This is a genomic window from Microcystis sp. MC19 (assembly GCF_003019735.1).
In the GTDB taxonomy this organism is placed as follows: Bacteria; Cyanobacteriota; Cyanobacteriia; order Cyanobacteriales; family Microcystaceae; genus Microcystis.
Window position 1 is genome coordinate 4,976,625 of the sequence record NZ_CP020664.1, and the last position, 17,535, is coordinate 4,994,159.

Genomic DNA, 17,535 nt, shown 5'->3' on the forward strand with positions numbered 1-17,535 from the left:
TAGGAAAAAATATGAGAATTGCTATCGCTCAATTAAATCCCATTGTTGGAGATATCGAAGGAAATGCCCAAAGAATTTTAGAGGCCGCTCAAACGGCATTTAATCAGGGAGCGGAATTACTTTTAACCCCGGAATTATCCCTCTGTGGTTATCCTCCCAGAGACTTGTTATTAAATCTGGGTTTTGTGGAGAAAATGTCTCAACAATTGCAATTATTGTCCCAACAATTACCAGAAAAGTTAGCCGTCTTAGTCGGTTTTGTCGAAAAAAATCCCTCGGCAACGGTCAGGGGAGAAAAGCCGTTATTTAATAGCATAGCTTTGCTAAAAAGTCAAGAAATTAAACAAATTTTTACTAAACGTTTATTGCCTACCTATGATGTTTTTGATGAGGATCGTTACTTTGCTTCTGGGAAAGAAAGTCAATATTTTCAACTAACAGAAAATAATTTTAAAATTGGTGTAACTATCTGTGAAGATGTTTGGAATGATGAACAATTTTGGGGTCAGCGTCAATACGCGGTTAATCCCATCGCCGATTTAGCTAATTTAGGAGTGGATTTAATCGTTAATCTTTCCGCTTCTCCCTACAGTGTCGGTAAGCAAAAATTGCGAGAATCTTTATTATCCCATAGTGCCACTAGATATAATTTACCGATAGTTTACGTCAATCAAGTGGGAGGAAATGATGATTTAATTTTTGATGGTGACAGTGTTGCTTTTAACCGACAAGGAGAAGTGATTTATCGCGCCCAAGCATTTACTTCTAGCCTAGAGTTGATCGAGTTTAATCAGGATTTGTTACCCGCAGTTATTCATCCTTTACCCGTCGATGAAGATGAGGAAATTTATCGAGCTTTAGTCTTAGGAGTGCGAGATTATGTGCAGAAATGCGGTTTTAAACGGGTAATTTTCGGCTTGAGTGGTGGCATTGATTCCAGTTTAGTTGCCGCTATTGCCAGCGACGCATTAGGTAAAGAAAATGTTCTCGCTGTGATGATGCCTTCTCCCTATAGTTCCGACCATTCCATTAGCGATGCAGTGGCTTTAGTTAATAATTTAGGTATCAAAAGTGAGAAGTTAGCAATTAAAGAAATTATGACTGCTTATGATCAACTTTTAGATGGTCTTTTCGCTGGGACTGATTTCGGTATTGCTGAAGAAAATCTTCAGTCACGCATTCGCGGTAATTTATTGATGGCTCTCTCTAATAAATTCGGTCATTTACTATTATCCACTGGCAATAAATCAGAAATGGCGGTGGGATATTGCACCCTTTACGGTGATATGAATGGTGGTTTAGCAGTGATTGCTGATGTGCCGAAAACGAGGGTTTATTCCCTCTGTCGCTGGTTAAATCGGCACGGGGAAATTATTCCCCTCAATGTGATTAATAAAGCTCCTAGTGCTGAATTAAAACCCAATCAGAAGGATCAAGATTCTTTACCTCCCTACGAGATTTTAGATGCTATTTTAGCACTATTAATCGATCGCCATCAATCCGCCGAACAAATTATCGCCGCCGGTTTTGAGCCTGAAATTGTGCAGAAAGTGATTAAATTAGTTAAAAATGCCGAATTTAAGCGCAAACAAGCTCCCCCGGTCTTAAAAATTAGCGATCGCGCTTTTGGCACTGGTTGGCGAATGCCTATCGCTAGTCGCTGGGGTTAGGGGGGTTTTTCAGTTATCAGTTATCAGTTATCAGTTATCAGTTATCAGTTATCAGTTATCAGTTATCAGTTATCAGTTATCAGTTATCAGTTATCAGTTATCAGTTATCAGTTATCAGTTATCAGTTATCAGTTATCAGTTATCAGTTATTAGTTATTAGTTATAGTCATTTCAATTAAGATTGAGAATATAAATGCCAGAGTTCATAAGGTTTTCATCGGTCTAGAGTGGATCAGAATTATCTGAAATGACTATATCAGATGTGAGTTATCACTAACCCAGGCGGGCGTTGGGTTTCATACTTCAACCCAACCTACGTTCTGATTACTGATCACTGTTTACTGATTACTGTTCACTGAAAGGGGTATTCGTGAGAGAGGAAGGGTAAGGGGATTAATTCTCCTGTTGCCTCGCCGATTTGTACTTTTAAACCCTCTCCTCCCGCTTTTGTTTTCACATAACCCAAGCCAAAATCCTCCAGCACACTGGTGAGTAAACCGACTTTTTGCGCTTCTAAAATAATCGGGGTATTGCTGGGGACGGGTTGGCTGAGTTTTATGCCCCAAAGTCTTTGTTTTACGCCTTTATAGGTGTTAAGACGGGCGATAGTTTCTTGACCAATATAACAACCCTTATCAAAGACAATCGCTCGCCATAAACCGGCCTCTAAAGGGTTATAATCTTCGGTTAATTCTCGATCGACTGCCGGTCGGCCCTGATGGATTCTCAGGTATTCCCACACCTGCTCATCGGCGGGAGTAACGCCATTTTTAATTAAATTTTCCCAGAGGGGACCGGCTTCGGCGGCGGCAACGATTAAAGTGTATCCGGGTAGGTCTAAGCCGGTGCCGACGGCCACTCTCAGGGCGGGTTGAGAAAGGAGATAATGACTATGCTGCACCCCCGTTAAAATCTGCTCTGGAATGGCGATTTTTTGCAGGTATTGCCCGCTTTCAGTACCGATTAGGCTGAAAATGCCAAAATTATCGGTTAAGTCGCTAATTTCCACCTTATCGAAGGGGAAAATATAGCGATCGATCAATTCCAGTAAAAATTGACGACGTTGGGGAGAAACGAGGATGAGGAGGGAATCATCGCCGGCGTAAACTGTGACAAAATCGAGAGTACGACCGGTAGAGTTAAGGAAAATTGTCTCACAACCCTGACCCGGTTTCAGGCGATCGATCGCGTTACTGGTTTGATTGTGGAGAAAACGCAGTCGGTCCTGGCCTTTTAATTCTAATAAACCCCAATCGGAGCGATCGATTAAAATTGTTTGGGATGCTAAACTTTGGGGATCATTGTGGTAATCTTTGAGAAAATTAGCGGCATACTCTGCCTTGATCGTTTCTAAATCTGCTTTCATTGGGGTAAATTAGCGAATAATCGGTTAATAATGCGCTCGGTTTTCGTTTCCAAACTCTGCCAATCTAGTTCACCGGTGGGGTCGAGGAGACTGGTATCGATGGTGACGCTCTCTCCTTCATCGGTGGGATAATCGAGAAAACAGACTTGAAAACAAAGTTCCCAAATATTTACAGTAACGGAGCGATCGAGATAAGTCAAACAGAGCAGATAACTGGGATAGGGATCTTGAATTTCTGTATAAGTTCCTTTCCATAGGGAATTTTCTAACTGTTTACGCAGATTATCCAGCACCCGAATAAATGCCGGCTGCATTAATAATTGTGCCTGTTCCCAAGCGGTAATATCTTTAAATTTTGGATTCATCTTATCAGTGATCAGTTATCAGTTATCAGTTATCAGATTTGAGGATTAAGTGATAAAGGCAGTTATCAGATTTGAGGATTAAGTAGGTAGGCACAATTATTTGTAGGATGGGTTAGCGGTAGCGTAACCCATGCGGGCGTTGGGTTTCATGCTTCAACCCAACCTACGTTTATTTTATATTTAATTCCACCCACCTACTTAAGTGATAACGGCATGAACAGTGCTGTCTTTTCACTGTTTACTGTTTACTGTTTACTGATCACTGGTTACTGTTTACTGATAACTGATAACTGATTTAAGCTGTTACTAGGGTTGCTTCCTTAGCTGCCATCATTTTCATCAGGTCTAACATCCGGCAGGAGTAACCCCATTCGTTATCGTACCAAGAGACGACCTTAAAGAAATTGGCATTAAGTTGAATGCCAGCTTTAGCATCAAAGATACTGGAACGGGGGTCAGTGATAAAGTCACTCGATACCACTTCCTCATCGGTATAACCGAGGATACCTTTCATCGGTCCTTCGCTGGCGGCTTTCATAGCGGCGCAGATTTCCTCGTAACTGGTGGCTTTTTCGGTTTTAAAGGTTAAATCCACCGCCGAAACGTTGGGAGTTGGCACACGGAAGGCCATACCGGTTAATTTGCCTTTTAGGGAAGGAATAACTAGGGTTACTGCTTTGGCTGCTCCCGTGGAGGAGGGGATAATATTTTGACCGGCGCCGCGACCACCGCGCCAATCTTTTTTCGATGGACCATCGACGGTGGGTTGAGTGGCGGTCATCGAGTGTACCGTGGTCATTAATCCTTCCGCTAGTCCGAAGTTATCGTTAATAACTTTGGTGATCGGGGCTAAACAATTGGTGGTACAACTAGCGTTAGAGACGATCAGATCTTTAGCGGGATCGTACTCATTATCGTTAACGCCTAGTACAATAGTACGAATCTTGTCGGGGTCTTTGGTGGGTGCGGAGATAACCACCCGTTTAGCCCCAGCTTCTAGATGTTTTCCTGCCCCTTCTGCGGTGGTAAATAAACCGGTGGACTCGACCACATAATCGGCCCCGGTTGCACCCCAGGGCAGTTGAGCGGGGTCTTTAATCGAGTAACAGGGGATAAACTTACCATCCACGACGATGCCATCTTCTTTTGCTTCTACCGTACCCTGAAAACGTCCGTGGGTGGAGTCGTATTTGAGCAGATAGGCAATATTATCGGAGGGAACCAGATCATTTATACCAACAAACTCGAAATCAGGATTTTGGATACCCGCCCTAAAAACGAGGCGACCGATACGACCGAATCCGTTGATGGCGACTCTTACTTTTGTCATGAAAAAAACTCCTTTGCAGCTGCGATAAGCTTAGGCACGATCAAGAAAAAACAATCCGAGAATTGATTAGCCTGTAGAGAATCACTATATATGCTAATCAGCTTTTATTGATCGCTAGATGAAGTATAGAAAGATTTTAAGTTTCAGTGCTTCCAAGATAAAAAATAATAAATTTTCTACCCTAGTCTTCCCCGCCACCGGCATCGAGAAAACCTGATTAGACCCTTGCCGACCAACGAAAATATGATTATATAGCCTTTTGGGAAAAGTTGACATTAAAAAATAATTAAAAGCTTTCTGAGAATTTGTGGATTCCTAAGTTAAGAACATATTAATATGCCTTTAAAAGCGATTTAAAAACCCCGCCCGACTGACATAAATTCCCCTAGCCGGATTGGCAAAATATAGCTTATTTTAATAGTTTTTTGCGCCCCAAAAGGTTAGACTCTTGATTACAGTTTGAAAACTGACCGAGGGTTAACCCTCTCGATAATCTGGAGAAATTGTCTATCAACTCTCTTAATCTCATCGTTCATAGATATTGGAGAAATATTCATGGTATCCGCACCAGAAAGACCCTTAACAGAACAAAATCCCCTTTCTCAAGATGAACTCTACAAAACCCATGCCTATTGGCGCGCTTGTAACTATTTAGCTGTAGGTATGATTTATCTGCGCGATAATCCCCTGCTTAAAGAACATCTTAAACCCGAACACGTTAAGTATCGTTTACTTGGTCACTGGGGAGCAAGTCCGGCCTTAAGTTTTACCTACGTTCACCTCAACCGTTTAATCAAAAAATACGACCTCGATGTGATTTTTATGGCAGGTCCTGGCCATGGAGCGCCGGGGGTACTCGGTCCGGTTTATCTAGAAGGAACCTATTCGGAAATTTACCCCGATAAAAGTGAAGACGAGGAAGGATTACAAAAATTCTTTAAACAATTTTCTTTTCCCGGTCACATCGGCAGTCACGTCACCCCCGAAACCCCCGGTTCTATCCATGAGGGCGGCGAACTGGGTTATAGTGTTTCCCATGCCTACGGTTCTGTTTTTGACAATCCCGACCTTATTACGGCCGTGGTGGTGGGTGATGGGGAAGCAGAAACCGGTCCCCTTGCTACCGCGTGGCACTCGAATAAATTCCTTAACCCGATTCGCGATGGTGCGGTACTGCCAATTTTAAACTTAAACGGCTATAAAATCGCTAATCCCACCATTCTCTCCCGTATTTCGACCCACGAGTTAGAAAGTCTCTTTGTCGGTTACGGTTACACTCCCTACATCGTCGAATGTAAGGAGGATGAAGACCTCATGCACTGCCATCAAAAAATGGCCGCTACCCTAGAACACTGTATCAATCAGATTCGCTCCTATCAACAGGAAGCTCGCAGCACAGGAGTGGCTAAACGTTACCCCTGGCCGATGATTATCCTCCGGTCCCCCAAGGGTTGGACAGGTCCGAAAAACGTTGATGGTCATAAAGTGGAAGGATTCTGGCGCGCTCACCAAGTCCCCATGGGTGCTATGCAGGAAAACCCCGACCACTTGAGAAAATTAGAGGAGTGGATGAAAAGCTATAACCCGGAGGAATTATTTGACTATACCACGGGTAAATTTAAGCCGGAATTTAAAGAACTCGCTCCTATTGGTCATCGTCGCATGAGTGCTAATCCCCACGCTAATGGCGGATTGCTGCGGAAAGACCTAAAAATGCCCGATTTTCGTCAATATGCCGTAGATATCACCCACCCGGGCCAGGTGGAAGCGGAAAACACGGGAGTGATGGGGGTATTTTTGCGGGATGTAATGCGAAATAATATGACTAATTTTCGCGTTTTTGGTCCGGATGAAACCGCTTCTAATCGTTTAGCGGCTCTCTATGAAGTGACTAAAAAAGCTTGGTTAGCTGATACCTATCCAGAGGATTTAGATGGTAGTCAATTATCTCCCGATGGTCGTGTGATGGAGATGCTGAGTGAACATACTTTAGTCGGTTGGTTAGAGGGTTATTTATTATCTGGTCGTCACGGTTTATTTCACTCCTACGAGGCTTTTGCTCATGTTATTGATTCCATGTTCAACCAACACGCTAAATGGCTCGATATCTGCAAAAATCATGTGCCTTGGCGTGCTTCTGTTTCCTCTTGGAATCTGTTATTATCCTCGGTGGTTTGGCGGCAGGATCACAATGGTTTTAGTCACCAAGACCCCGGTTTTATCGATTTAGTAACTAATAAAAGTGCCGACGTGGTGCGGGTTTATCTTCCCCCCGATGGGAATTGTTTATTAAGTGTGGCTAACCACTGTCTCAAGAGCAAGGATTACACTAATATTATCGTTGCTGATAAACAGAAACACCTGCAATACTTGACTATCGAGGAAGCAATTAAACACTGCACCAAAGGTATCGGTATTTGGGATTGGGCAAGTAACGATGATGATGGAACTAATCCCGATGAACCAGATGTAATTATGGCTTGCTGTGGGGATATTATCACTAAAGAATCTTTGGCAGCAACGGCAATTCTACGGGAGGAATTCCCTTACTTAAAAGTTCGCTTTATCAATGTGGTTGATCTGTTTAAATTACAGTCTGAAAGTGAACACCCTCATGGTTTATCGGAACGGGATTTTGATAGTTTATTTACCCCTGATAAGCCAATTATTTTTAATTTCCACGGTTATCCTTGGCTGATTCATAAACTTACCTACCGTCGCAGTAATCAGGAACGTATTCATGTGCGCGGTTACAAAGAAGAAGGGAATATTAATACTCCCCTAGAATTAGCGATTCGTAACCAAGTGGATCGTTTTCATTTAGTAATTGATGTCATCGATCGCGTGCCAAAATTAGGTTCTGCTGCCGGTCATGTGAAGGAACGGATGAAAAATGCTATTATCGATAATCTCGATTATGCTTTTACCAATGGTATCGATAAAGACGAGATTACTAACTGGAAATGGCCCTATTAATTAGGCTAGAAAGTGGTTTAGGTGATGATAATTTATTAGTTTACCGATAAATTTCATCTGCCTATTCCACCTAAATATATTTAATTTACTAAGCCAATTAAAATCATCAATATTGCGAGTTACAATTGTTAAATTATAAACGAAAGCTGTTCCCGCAATAATGGCATCTCCTAAGGACATCTTTCTGATTTGTTTTAAAGTTACTGCTTGGTTAATTACAGGTTGAGAGATGGGTAAGATTTGAGAAACATTAAAAAATTCTTCAAAATAGACTTTATCCTGATGATTTAACCGATGGTAGCCTAAAACTTCCAGATAGGATAAAGCAGATACATAAGGATAATTTTCTGCAATAAACTCCTGGAGAAACTCATTTTCTAATTGAGCGGCATAGATAATAATATTGCTATCTAATAACATGATTTAATCCCGATCAGGAAGAGAGCGATCGCACCAATTTTGTTGTTGCCACTGTTGGGTATCAACATCAGTAAAAGTATTATTATTAGCATTTTTTTTTCAAAGCATTGGCCATTTTTTGACCGTTAGATCGATTTTCACCAATGATATTTTCTTCTAGTAAGGTAATAAGTAGTCGTGCAAAATTAATTTCCTAGTGAAGATAGGCAAGAGGCAAAAAGCAGGAGGCAAGAGGTGGTTAGATATGTGTAATTAATTTTGCTTAGGTACTTATAAACATTAACAGGATATTCGGAGTTAATTTTAGGGGTTTCATCAAGCCATTGAAGGGTATTATTTTTCAAAATTGCTTTAAAGGTTTTTAGCATAGTTTTCTCCACAGTTAAATGATACAGGATAAATGATTCAGACTAGCTCTAACCCAATTTTAACACAAGACCAACCCAACAAACTGCTTTACCTCAATCTTTTAAATTAACGTCTTTGGATCATTTTATCAATAGACAACAAATAAAGTGCATTATACTTTGTTAATGCACCCGACAAGAAAAGCGATCACACTTCCAATATTCTGCCAAATGCGATCGCAAATTCCCATTTTTACAGAAAAAATGATAATATAAAACTCAAATTTGAACTATTGTTGTGGAAAGATACTAAGATGACAAAAATACAATTAATTCAAGCGGAAATTGAAAGCCTTACTTCTGATGAATTTTTGTATTTAAGAAATTGGATCAATAAGTTACACGATCAACAGTGGTAAAAACAAATTGAGGAAGATTACATAGCTGGAAAACTTGATTTTCTAATTGAAGAAGCATTATTTAAAAAAAGCAAAAATTCATCACTCTAACAATATGTAAACAAATAATTTTAGGGCGATTTTCCCTATCATTATAATGACAATTAACGGCATCTTTTACCATTTCTCGTAAAGATTGTAAATCATCGGCTTCGGTAAAAATAGACTCGCCTAATGCCCTTGCTGTATATCCCCCTTCCGGTGCATCTTCCACTAAAAAAACTATTTCTGTCATATTTCCTTCTTTACTCTCTAAATTTTTGCAGTAATTTTAATTATAGTTTGTTTAGTTTTTTATATAGCACTTTTTAAAGCTTACAAGATTAGCGTTCGCCGTTTATCAACCCTAATCGCCTCTTTATTGCCAAAATGTAGTTAAACAAAGTGCAACCCAACACCAACCAAATAAATTAATAGTTGATCATGTTGGGTTTCGTGCCTCAACCCAATCTACCAAATCGGCGAGCGCACTAAAACAGAGGCGATCGCACTGATGTGGCCTTACTGGGGAAAAAATGGTATGATAATAACAATTTATGAATATTATTGGCAAGTAATTATGTCATCTTTAGTTATCTCACAACATATTGAAATCACTGCTAGTATCTGTGGCGGAAAACCTCGTATTGCTGGACATCGAATTAAAGTTCAAGATATTGTAATTTGGCATGAAAGAATGGGAATGTCACCAGATAAAATTATTTATCATCATCCTACTATCACCCTAGCAGATGTTTATGCAGCCTTGGCCTATTACCATGACAATCGAGAAGAAATTAGACGACAACTTGAAGCAGGAGAAACTTTTGCTAAACAACTACAAGGCAACAAACCATCTTTAATTGAGAAAATATTAAATTGACGAGCTAAAATCGTTATGAAAAAACTTAGAGTTTATATCGATACATCAGTCATTGGATTCTGTTTAGATGATGAATTTTCCTTAGAGTCCAATCAATTGATGGAAGCCATTAAGCAAGAAAAGTTTATTTTGTTAATGAGTGATATCATTGTTAGCGAATTAATTAATGCCTCCCAAGCGGTTAAAGATATTTTATTATCGATTCCGCAGAGAGTTATTGAAATAGTTAAGATAACAGCTGAAGTTTTACAGTTAAGGAATGCTTATATCAATGAAGGAGTTGTTACATCAAAGTCTATTAATGATGCTACTCATGTAGCGGCTGCTACAATAGCTAGAGCGGATGCAATCATATCATGGAATTTTAAACATATTGTGCGCCTAGATAAAATGAAAGGCTATAATCAAATTAATTTACTCAATGGCTACGGGATTTTGAATATTATTTCTCCTTTAGAGGTAACAATTGATGAAGCCAACGACAATTAAAAACAGGGTAAGAGCATCTCAATTAGGCTTGACAAAAGGCTTTCAGCACAGCCATCATATAGTTATTATCCATGGCCGCCCGTTTACTTTTTTGTGCCAGACTACGTCGGTAAGTGGATTCCTGGTTAAGAGCGTTAAGTGCTACTCGTCTCAAGAAGGCTCCCATTACGAGGGCTGTGACCAGAGCGAATCCGACATTGATCCTCATTAAAAGTAACATCTAAAATCCAATGAGCCTGATTTTCAATGCCCCAATGTTTACGAATAGCATTACCTATTTTTTGAGCATCAGCAGGGAGAGAACTGAGATAAAATTGGACTTCACAAGTGGTTTTATTCCAAAGATGACGAACTCGTTTAACCATGATAATACTTTGAAGTCCTTGCCATTGAGCCTGTTGATAAAGACCGCCGAAAGCTTCTAAAGGTACAGCCCAACACCAACGTTTTTCGAGGCGATGATGACCTTTTTCCAGACGGTAATCATAACTAAATTGAATACCATCAAATTGATGTGCTTGAGCTTGCTCAAACCAGTTTTTGACCTGAGTATAAAGAGTCGGATGATTAGCTTTAAGGGCGACAACGTAGTCAGCTTTTTTGGCTTGAATATGATTAATAATCGCCGTTTGAGTTCCCATAGCATCTAGGGTGATAATTGCCCCTTGAAGGTCTAACAGTTCTAGTAAAGCGGGAATAGCAGTAATCTCATTGGATTTATCTTCCACCTTGACTTGTCCTAAAACTAATTTCTGCTCCCCCGCCCAAGCCGTCACTAAATGCAAGGCTTTAATTCCTTGATTACGGTCGTAAGAACCTCTGAGACTTTTCCCGTCTATGGGAACTATTTCCCCCGAAAGAGAACCGATTAAATGGGGCAGCCATTGAGACAAAACTTTGTCCAAAACTTCCGGGTTAATCCGTTCAAAAACCCGCCGAAAAGTGTCATCAGAAGGAATGCCATTAGGTAATTCTAAAAACTCAGATAACCAAGACTGCTTACTGAGTCCATAATTTTCCATGTCTTCCCAACCTTTGGCTCCTGCTATAACTGCTAAAACAGCAATGACTAAAATATCAGTTAATAAATGTTTTTGGGTTCGGGACGCTCTTGGGTCAGGAATATCTTGAAGATAAGTCAATAAACTAGCTTGAATTTCATTTATTGATGTTAAAGGAAGCTCAGGTTTTAGTTGAGCTTTATTTCCGGTGGGGAGAACGGGAGCAAAACCTTTACCCATGAGCTATTTCCTCATTAATTTTCATCAACAACAGTGAGACTAAGGCTAATTATAAATTATACAGAGGTAGCAGCGGCTAAGTCTGGGTACTGGCAGTGCGGGACGGTGCTATGGCGATTTGATTACCCTATTCAGAAATCTTTGTCAAGTACAATTTATACCAAATTAGATGAGCTTACCCTGCAATTAAAAAAAGTTTTGACTGTTTAGCTTTTAAACAAACCAGTCAAGAAAAAATGGCTGAAGACATGAAAAATCTCAGCTATTCAGATCAGATTGAATATCTTCAAAAAAAGATTAATGAAAGTGATTTAAAGTTATGGTGGGAATCCATCAATAACAAGAAATAAGGCGCATTATACTCTGTTAATGCACCCGATAAGATGAGCTACTAGAAACTCCATAAAAAAGACAAAAAAACGTTTGCAGATAACCGAATTATCCGAAAATTAATTTTTTCAAATCCTCAAAGATTCTGACAACCTCTGATCCTAGTAATGCTTCTAAAATCCATCTTGCTACTACTTTAATCCACTCCATAAAAGAATGTGTACTGGAAAGAACGGCTTTCTTTTGAGACACAGAAAGTTGACGAAAGCGTTGGATAATTTCTTGTTCTTCAGGTGTTAATTCCATAAGGTATAGGCTCTTGATAAGTATTTAATATGATGTGGTTTTAGGATTTAAAATAAACTTTTAAACCAGTTCCATAAATCTTTAACAGCACCAGAAATTTTTTTCCATATTTTTGGAACCTCTGTCTTAATCCATGTTAAAAAAGCATTTTCACTGTTCTTCAAGGCATCTCTCTTAGACTGAGATAATCCTCGAATTTTATCTATAAAGTATTGTTCATCTTCAGCCAAATCTTCGTACTTTAGAGTCATAAAAAACCTCGATTTGTTTGGGTTATTGTAAAAATTTAAACCTTTCTATTCTTTCGAGTATAAAATTAATATAAGTAGCTGGTTATAATTAAATTAAAAATGGATTTTAGGTTCGATCCCCCCTGCCCCCCTTGATAAGCTATCCATTAGTCAGATCTTTCTTAACAAAAAGAGAAGAAACTTAAAAAAAGGGGAAACGATTGATAGGTATAGTTTTGAAAGAAGGAATTAAGGTGGAGGTAAGCAAAAAAATGGAGAAATGGGCAGCCCAAGAATTACAGTATGCAGACCTAGGGGACACCAGAAGAAAGAAAAGGTTAATCAGTATCGTAGAAAACTTGGCCAGCCAACCTAGTACAAGTGTGCCACAAGCTTCGGGAAATCTAGCCGCCGCCAGTGCCACCTACGACTTTTGGAATTCCCCCTATTTTCACCCCTCAGATATAATTGCCGCCCAAGCTAAAAGTACAGTAGAAAGAATCAAAGAACATCCAATAGTTTTGGCAGTGCAAGACACAACAAGTTTAGACTTTACGACGCAAAAAGCCAAAAAAGGAATGGGTTATCTAGATTGTAAAACATCCTTTGGTCTCAAAGTTCATACCACCTTAGGAGTCTCAGCGCAAGGAGTACCTTTAGGACTGATTAATCAATATGTCTGGGCAAGAGAAGAAAAGAATTTAGGGATTGCCAAGCAAAGAAAAAAAAGAGAAACTCAAGAAAAAGAAAGTCAAAGATGGTTAGATTCTTTGTCAGAAACACAACAACAAATACCCGAAGAAATTCAAGTAGTAACAATCGGAGATTCTGAGGCAGACATATTTGATTTATTTGCCCAGTCAAGAAATCCTAACTCTCATTTATTAATTCGAGGAACTCATAACCGAAAAGTTAACTATCTCGAAGACAAGCAAAGGTCAGGGCATCCAGAGACTAAATATTTACATCAATCCATCAGAGAAATAAAAGCCTGTGGTAGCCTAGATGTGCAAGTAAAACGCAATCCTAATCACGAGGCTAGACTAGCTAAACTAACAGTTAGATTTGCCAGTTTTGAAATACAAGTACCTAAGCATCACTCGAAAGCGAACCCTCGTCAACCGGTCAAATTACAGGTAATTTTAGCTGAAGAAGAAAATCCGCGTCCTGGAGTTAATCCTATCAGTTGGCTCCTCTTAACTAGCCTAGACATTAGTAGCTTTGAATCAGCGATAACCTGTGTGCGCTGGTATAGTTATCGCTGGTTAATAGAACGCTATCATTTTGTTTTAAAAAGTGGTTGTGGATTAGAAAAACTGCAATTAGAAACGGGTCGGAGAATTGAGATGGCCTTAGCTACCTATTCAATTGTAGCTTGGAGATTACTTTGGTTAACCTATCAAGCACGCTTACACGGAGAGGAGAGTTGTGAAAGTTTTTTGGAAGAACATGAATGGCAATCTTTGTGTGCCACTATTCATAAAAAGAGTCCGCCACCTGAAAAGCCGCCCTCCTTTCGAGAAGCGGTCAGAATGATTGCTTCTCTTGGGGGGTTTTTAGGTAGAAAAGGTGACGGTGAACCAGGTGTTAAAACTATTTGGTTGGGACTGCGAAGGTTACATGATATCAGCCAGACTTGGAAACTATCTCATCAAATTAGTCCCCCCATAGAACCCCCTTGAGCCATCTGGCACACTTTTCTCTTTTTGTCAAATTTTATGTTAAGAAAGATGTGACTAATGGATAGCTTGATAAGGGGGGTATCTGACAACTTTTAACGCCTACCTACTTAGGCACATCAATAGTGTTTCTTGTGTTAAATATAAATATTTAACATTTTCGTGATTTTAATTCATAAAAATTTTCTATTTAAGTTGTTTTGCATCCCTAAATATTTTTATAAAAATTTGATCTTCTTCACTTAAAGGAGAGCTGGAGTGATGAGTTAATCTGACAAGATAGCTTTTACTATTACCAACATCTAGTTTCTTAAATTTTTTAGTACTGTGAGATGTAACGCAGTGAGATGGTTCTTTAAGTTTAAGGCTCTTCGTTACTCTTTATGCTAAATCAACAGACAAGATGCCAAGACAACATACTTCTAACCCAAAAATTCCGAAAGTTTCTAAAGCCATAGCCTCTCCGTTTTATTAGTTTAAGTTTATTGTTGATTCCCTCGACCACCCCATTCGTTGTCCTTCGCTCAAAATAACTAATTATTTCTCCAAACCAGTTTCGGATTGTTTGACAACTCTTGGTAAAAACACTGGAGGATTTTGCCAACCATTCCGAGATGGATAGCATTCCCTCTGTCGGATTCTCTGAGGTTTCATAAATATTTCTAAATTCTTCCTTTAATTCCTGCATCTTTTTCAAATTTGGAAAAGTTTCTTTGATAGCTTCTAGTTTAATTTTTTGGGGTTCCGTTAAATCTTTTTCATTTTTTAACAAGCTATATTTACTTCGCTTTAAAACTTCTAGCTTCGCTTCTTTTTCCGCTTTCTGTTTTTTATTTTTCTGCGCTTCTACCGCTCTTTTTTCTGCTCTTCTCTGTTCGTCTAACTCTTGATTAATTTGTTTCATTACATGGAATCTATCAGCGACTACCTCGGCCGATGGCATCAATTCTTTCACCAGATTTTTATAGGGCAACCAAAGGTCTATGCTCACTTCTTCAATTTGCTCTAACACCTCTTTTCCCCATCCCGTAAGCGTTTCCCTCAACTCTTCTTGTGTTCGCTTCTCTAGAATAGCTATTAGTTTTCCCGTATCTAAATTTACTAAAACTGCACAGTAATTTTTTTGCCCTTTGACTAGAGCGATTTCATCAATTCCTAGTCTTTTTAATTCCGATAGGTCTGGCTCTGTAATTTCTTCGGCGATGTCCTCTATCATTCTTTGAATCTCTTCTTCCGTTACGTCATTTCTTCGGCTAACATTTAAAATATCTCCTTCTTTTAATTGTTCGAGTATATTCTCGGCTAGTCTTTTCGTATAGGTTCGTTTCTTGGCGACAAAATCTAACTCTTCACTAAAGGGTTTTCGACAATTATCGCACTTAAATTGACGACGATTAACCTGTAGGTACACTGGTTGTCCTGAGATTGGTAAATCTTTGACTAAATGTCGATGATTTTGGTGGAGTTTATCGCTCTCTAACCCACAATGAGGACAGGTTGCTTTTTGATTTTTCGATTCGATTCGGCAAACTATACCGATATTTTCTAGGTGTAGATAGCCTTGAATAGACGTTCCTTTTAGGTTCAAAAATTTGTCAAGTATCATAAGTAAAATACTCTGGTTTTTGGCTATTATATCAAATCTTAACTCAATTGTCTATCTTTTGGCATTAACCTGTTTGTGCCTTAAGTCCTTCCCCGTATGGATTTCAGCTACTTTTGAGCTTAAGTACTCTCATCGAATTTTATTTTAAGTTAATTATTTGCATAACAATTCCCGAAGAGCCAAGTTTAAACGGCTGATGAAAAACATTTAGTTCTGTATCTCCAGCCCACTCAAAATTATTTCCACTGCTATGAGCATAGAAATAGTAGTATCGATTATCAAGTTGCTTGGCATAGGGCGTGATTGTCTCATTTGAATGAATGCACCACCAATCCTCTGTCATAAACATACCTTCAGAAGAGTCATAATGAGCAATAGACAAATAAACTGGCATAGAGGTTTTATTTTCAAACTGAAGCATCGTTTAATCCTCCAATTCACGTCTTAGTAAATCTTGGACAGCAGGAGCTGCTAACTCAATTGGATCGGCAGGATTAATAGCCAACTTCCAGCCAGTTTTTCCTGCCGCTTTGATAATAGCAGACAGCACATTATAGAGTCTCTAACGCTTTTCCGCCGAATAATACTCGACTTGCTCGACCTTAATAGAAAGCACTGAACTTAATTCTTTCTGAATTGCTCGGCAACGACGATTAATTAATGTTGTCTTCCTGCTCAGGAGAAGGATAATTAAATTTAGTATTCCAAGTACCGGGACCAATTTTATCAACTTGATTTAGACCAATAACAAGGCGACCTTTCAAATTACCCATAACATTTTGAACGATGTCTCTGAGGATAACTATATCTTCTCGCAATGCTTTCAAATTCGCTTGAATGACATACAGGACTACATCGGCTTCTGGTAAAATTTTTTCATAAATTTTGGCATACTCTTGATCCAGTTCCAAATCTTCTCCCATGCCGGGCATATCAATTATTGCCAGCTTAACACCTTTGGGTAATTCAACAATTTTCTTGCTTGCTTCTGTTGTACCATGAGTAGTATGACTTACTTTTTCATCTAAATTAAATAGGGCATTGATTGTGGTGCTTTTACCTACCCCTGCTTTGCCGATAACAGCTACTTTAGGAGGATTTTTAAGTTCTTCTTCAATTAAACTTTCTAATAAGTTAAAGTCTTGATCACCTAGTACTTTACGCAAGTTATCAACAATCTTTTGTTATTCTGAGGAAACTTTTTTATTAAATAAACTCATTGCAAGATACTCCTTTTGGTTCAAACTCATTAATGACGTTTACGAGATTCTCAAGTCCATAACTTAAAAGAACTGAGCAAGGTACGATGTTAGTTTTTCTAATGAGAATATACAGAGAAAATCGTTCATATACGATATCTATTTTTTCAGGAATAAAAGATGATTGTTCGGGAGAAGGACAGTTTTTCATAGAATCCCAATTTTCTGGATAAACCCGATCAATTTGATTAAGTGCAATGACATAATGTGCTTGAGTTCGATTTTTACCATTGTCCGTAAGTTTTAAAAGTGCTTTTTGATCCTCAGCAAAAGCGCGAGTGTCAGCTTGAATAACCCATAAAATTACATCGGCAGAGTGAAATGTTTCATATACTTGTGCAAAATGTTCTTCGTCAGCATATTCACTTTCGCCAACTCCCGGAGTGTCGCAAAGTTGCCAAGTCCAGTCCTCACCCTTATTAATTTCAGATAAAATCTTACCTTCATGGCGAGTTACAACTTGAGTACAAGCCACAGCATAATCCGTACACCAATTTAGTCCAAAAAGAGTATTGGATAAGCTAGTCTTTTCTGTCCCTCTTTGACCAAAACTAGCTAAAGTTGGTAAACTACTTTGTATTATCATTGTACTAAGCTAAGA

18 protein-coding genes and 2 pseudogenes are annotated in these 17,535 nt (G+C 39.0%); 6 read left to right on the forward strand and 14 right to left on the reverse strand.

Features of this window, described 5'->3' with window-relative positions:
- The first annotated feature begins 11 nt into the window (after nt 1-11).
- Together B5D77_RS25385 and B5D77_RS25390 are read left to right on the forward strand one after the other, a co-directional pair.
- Entirely contained in the window at nt 12-1,670 is a 1,659-nt protein-coding gene (locus tag B5D77_RS25385) for an NAD+ synthase (RefSeq protein ID WP_106909915.1), read from the forward strand.
- Nucleotides 1,627-1,830, forward strand: coding sequence for a hypothetical protein (locus B5D77_RS25390; protein ID WP_254053022.1), 204 nt, complete (start codon nt 1,627-1,629; stop codon nt 1,828-1,830). The genes B5D77_RS25385 and B5D77_RS25390 overlap by 44 nt, the downstream gene beginning before the upstream one ends.
- Before the next feature lie 192 nt (nt 1,831-2,022).
- Here B5D77_RS25390 and B5D77_RS25395 read toward each other — a convergent pair whose 3' ends face one another.
- The 3 genes from B5D77_RS25395 to gap all read right to left on the reverse strand — a co-directional run bounded on the left by B5D77_RS25395 (nt 2,023) and on the right by gap (nt 4,731).
- Entirely contained in the window at nt 2,023-3,036 is a 1,014-nt protein-coding gene (locus B5D77_RS25395) for a folate-binding protein YgfZ (RefSeq protein ID WP_106909916.1), read from the reverse strand.
- A complete protein-coding gene (locus B5D77_RS25400) occupies nt 3,033-3,401 on the reverse strand; it encodes a hypothetical protein (RefSeq protein WP_008200332.1) in 369 nt (122 codons plus the stop codon). Before B5D77_RS25400 ends, B5D77_RS25395 begins: the two co-directional genes overlap by 4 nt.
- A 295-nt stretch (nt 3,402-3,696) precedes the next feature.
- Nucleotides 3,697-4,731, reverse strand: a complete 1,035-nt coding sequence (gap, locus tag B5D77_RS25405; protein WP_002739710.1) for a type I glyceraldehyde-3-phosphate dehydrogenase — start codon at nt 4,729-4,731, stop codon at nt 3,697-3,699.
- A gap of 555 nt (nt 4,732-5,286) precedes the next feature.
- Here gap and B5D77_RS25410 point away from each other — a divergent pair.
- Nucleotides 5,287-7,707: a phosphoketolase gene (locus tag B5D77_RS25410; RefSeq protein WP_008200346.1), complete on the forward strand. Its 2,421-nt coding sequence runs from the start codon at nt 5,287-5,289 to the stop codon at nt 7,705-7,707.
- Here the strand turns inward: B5D77_RS25410 and B5D77_RS25415 are convergent, their stop codons facing one another.
- From B5D77_RS25415 to B5D77_RS25425, 3 genes and pseudogenes are all read right to left on the reverse strand, one after another.
- Nucleotides 7,708-8,127, reverse strand: coding sequence for a type II toxin-antitoxin system VapC family toxin (locus B5D77_RS25415; protein WP_008200348.1), 420 nt, complete (start codon nt 8,125-8,127; stop codon nt 7,708-7,710).
- Nucleotides 8,128-8,130: 3 nt separating this feature from the next.
- Nucleotides 8,131-8,495, reverse strand: a pseudogene (locus B5D77_RS28265) (hypothetical protein).
- A gap of 459 nt (nt 8,496-8,954) precedes the next feature.
- On the reverse strand, nt 8,955-9,167 hold the full coding sequence (locus tag B5D77_RS25425) for a 2-oxoisovalerate dehydrogenase E1 subunit beta (RefSeq protein ID WP_008204776.1): 213 nt from the start codon (nt 9,165-9,167) through the stop codon (nt 8,955-8,957).
- A 324-nt stretch (nt 9,168-9,491) separates the two neighbouring features.
- On the opposite strand from B5D77_RS25425, the gene B5D77_RS25430 reads away from it, so the two are divergent.
- Entirely contained in the window at nt 9,492-9,794 is a 303-nt protein-coding gene (locus B5D77_RS25430) for a DUF433 domain-containing protein (protein ID WP_106909917.1), read from the forward strand.
- Between the two features lie 15 nt (nt 9,795-9,809).
- Nucleotides 9,810-10,283 (forward strand): PIN domain-containing protein, encoded by a 474-nt coding sequence (locus tag B5D77_RS25435; protein ID WP_106909918.1) that lies wholly within the window; start codon nt 9,810-9,812, stop codon nt 10,281-10,283.
- Between the two features lie 22 nt (nt 10,284-10,305).
- Here the strand turns inward: B5D77_RS25435 and B5D77_RS25440 are convergent.
- The 3 genes and pseudogenes from B5D77_RS25440 to B5D77_RS25450 form a co-directional block, all read right to left on the reverse strand.
- Nucleotides 10,306-11,524: pseudogene (locus B5D77_RS25440) on the reverse strand (ISAs1 family transposase).
- 438 nt (nt 11,525-11,962) lie between these two features.
- Nucleotides 11,963-12,160 (reverse strand): hypothetical protein, encoded by a 198-nt coding sequence (locus tag B5D77_RS25445; RefSeq protein WP_008205015.1) that lies wholly within the window; start codon nt 12,158-12,160, stop codon nt 11,963-11,965.
- A gap of 47 nt (nt 12,161-12,207) precedes the next feature.
- Complete coding sequence (locus B5D77_RS25450) at nt 12,208-12,411, reverse strand: hypothetical protein (RefSeq protein ID WP_106909919.1); 204 nt, start codon at nt 12,409-12,411, stop codon at nt 12,208-12,210.
- A gap of 251 nt (nt 12,412-12,662) precedes the next feature.
- On the opposite strand from B5D77_RS25450, the gene B5D77_RS25455 reads away from it, so the two are divergent.
- Nucleotides 12,663-14,072 carry an IS4 family transposase gene (locus B5D77_RS25455; protein WP_106910069.1) on the forward strand — a complete coding sequence of 470 codons (1,410 nt, stop codon included), beginning with the start codon at nt 12,663-12,665 and terminating at the stop codon, nt 14,070-14,072.
- A gap of 388 nt (nt 14,073-14,460) precedes the next feature.
- Here the strand turns inward: B5D77_RS25455 and B5D77_RS25460 are convergent, their stop codons facing one another.
- The 5 genes from B5D77_RS25460 to B5D77_RS25475 all read right to left on the reverse strand — a co-directional run bounded on the left by B5D77_RS25460 (nt 14,461) and on the right by B5D77_RS25475 (nt 17,520).
- Complete coding sequence (locus tag B5D77_RS25460) at nt 14,461-15,675, reverse strand: ISL3 family transposase (RefSeq protein ID WP_106908196.1); 1,215 nt, start codon at nt 15,673-15,675, stop codon at nt 14,461-14,463.
- 139 nt (nt 15,676-15,814) lie between these two features.
- Nucleotides 15,815-16,096, reverse strand: coding sequence for a DUF1036 domain-containing protein (locus B5D77_RS25465; RefSeq protein WP_106909920.1), 282 nt, complete (start codon nt 16,094-16,096; stop codon nt 15,815-15,817).
- Nucleotides 16,097-16,099: 3 nt separating this feature from the next.
- A complete protein-coding gene (locus B5D77_RS27830) occupies nt 16,100-16,225 on the reverse strand; it encodes a hypothetical protein (protein ID WP_008200360.1) in 126 nt (41 codons plus the stop codon).
- A 103-nt stretch (nt 16,226-16,328) separates the two neighbouring features.
- On the reverse strand, nt 16,329-16,841 hold the full coding sequence (locus B5D77_RS25470; protein ID WP_008200362.1) for a GTPase family protein: 513 nt from the start codon (nt 16,839-16,841) through the stop codon (nt 16,329-16,331).
- Nucleotides 16,842-16,881: 40 nt separating this feature from the next.
- Entirely contained in the window at nt 16,882-17,520 is a 639-nt protein-coding gene (locus B5D77_RS25475) for a GTPase family protein (protein ID WP_106909921.1), read from the reverse strand.
- Between the last annotated feature and the right edge of the window lie 15 nt (nt 17,521-17,535).

Bases quoted from the DNA above. Each gene is read 5' to 3' on its own strand.
- B5D77_RS25425 (WP_008204776.1), bottom strand. From the start codon at position 9,167: ATGACAGAAATAGTTTTTTTAGTGGAAGATGCACCGGAAGGGGGATAT.
- B5D77_RS25400 (WP_008200332.1), bottom strand. From the start codon at position 3,401: ATGAATCCAAAATTTAAAGATATTACCGCTTGGGAACAGGCACAATTA.
- B5D77_RS25465 (WP_106909920.1), bottom strand. From the start codon at position 16,096: ATGCTTCAGTTTGAAAATAAAACCTCTATGCCAGTTTATTTGTCTATT.
- B5D77_RS25415 (WP_008200348.1), bottom strand. From the start codon at position 8,127: ATGTTATTAGATAGCAATATTATTATCTATGCCGCTCAATTAGAAAAT.
- B5D77_RS25445 (WP_008205015.1), bottom strand. From the start codon at position 12,160: ATGGAATTAACACCTGAAGAACAAGAAATTATCCAACGCTTTCGTCAA.
- B5D77_RS25435 (WP_106909918.1), top strand. From the start codon at position 9,810: ATGAAAAAACTTAGAGTTTATATCGATACATCAGTCATTGGATTCTGT.
- B5D77_RS25455 (WP_106910069.1), top strand. From the start codon at position 12,663: ATGGAGAAATGGGCAGCCCAAGAATTACAGTATGCAGACCTAGGGGAC.
- gap (WP_002739710.1), bottom strand. From the start codon at position 4,731: ATGACAAAAGTAAGAGTCGCCATCAACGGATTCGGTCGTATCGGTCGC.
- B5D77_RS25385 (WP_106909915.1), top strand. From the start codon at position 12: ATGAGAATTGCTATCGCTCAATTAAATCCCATTGTTGGAGATATCGAA.
- B5D77_RS25430 (WP_106909917.1), top strand. From the start codon at position 9,492: ATGTCATCTTTAGTTATCTCACAACATATTGAAATCACTGCTAGTATC.
- B5D77_RS25410 (WP_008200346.1), top strand. From the start codon at position 5,287: ATGGTATCCGCACCAGAAAGACCCTTAACAGAACAAAATCCCCTTTCT.
- B5D77_RS25460 (WP_106908196.1), bottom strand. From the start codon at position 15,675: ATGATACTTGACAAATTTTTGAACCTAAAAGGAACGTCTATTCAAGGC.
- B5D77_RS25475 (WP_106909921.1), bottom strand. From the start codon at position 17,520: ATGATAATACAAAGTAGTTTACCAACTTTAGCTAGTTTTGGTCAAAGA.
- B5D77_RS25450 (WP_106909919.1), bottom strand. From the start codon at position 12,411: ATGACTCTAAAGTACGAAGATTTGGCTGAAGATGAACAATACTTTATA.
- B5D77_RS25395 (WP_106909916.1), bottom strand. From the start codon at position 3,036: ATGAAAGCAGATTTAGAAACGATCAAGGCAGAGTATGCCGCTAATTTT.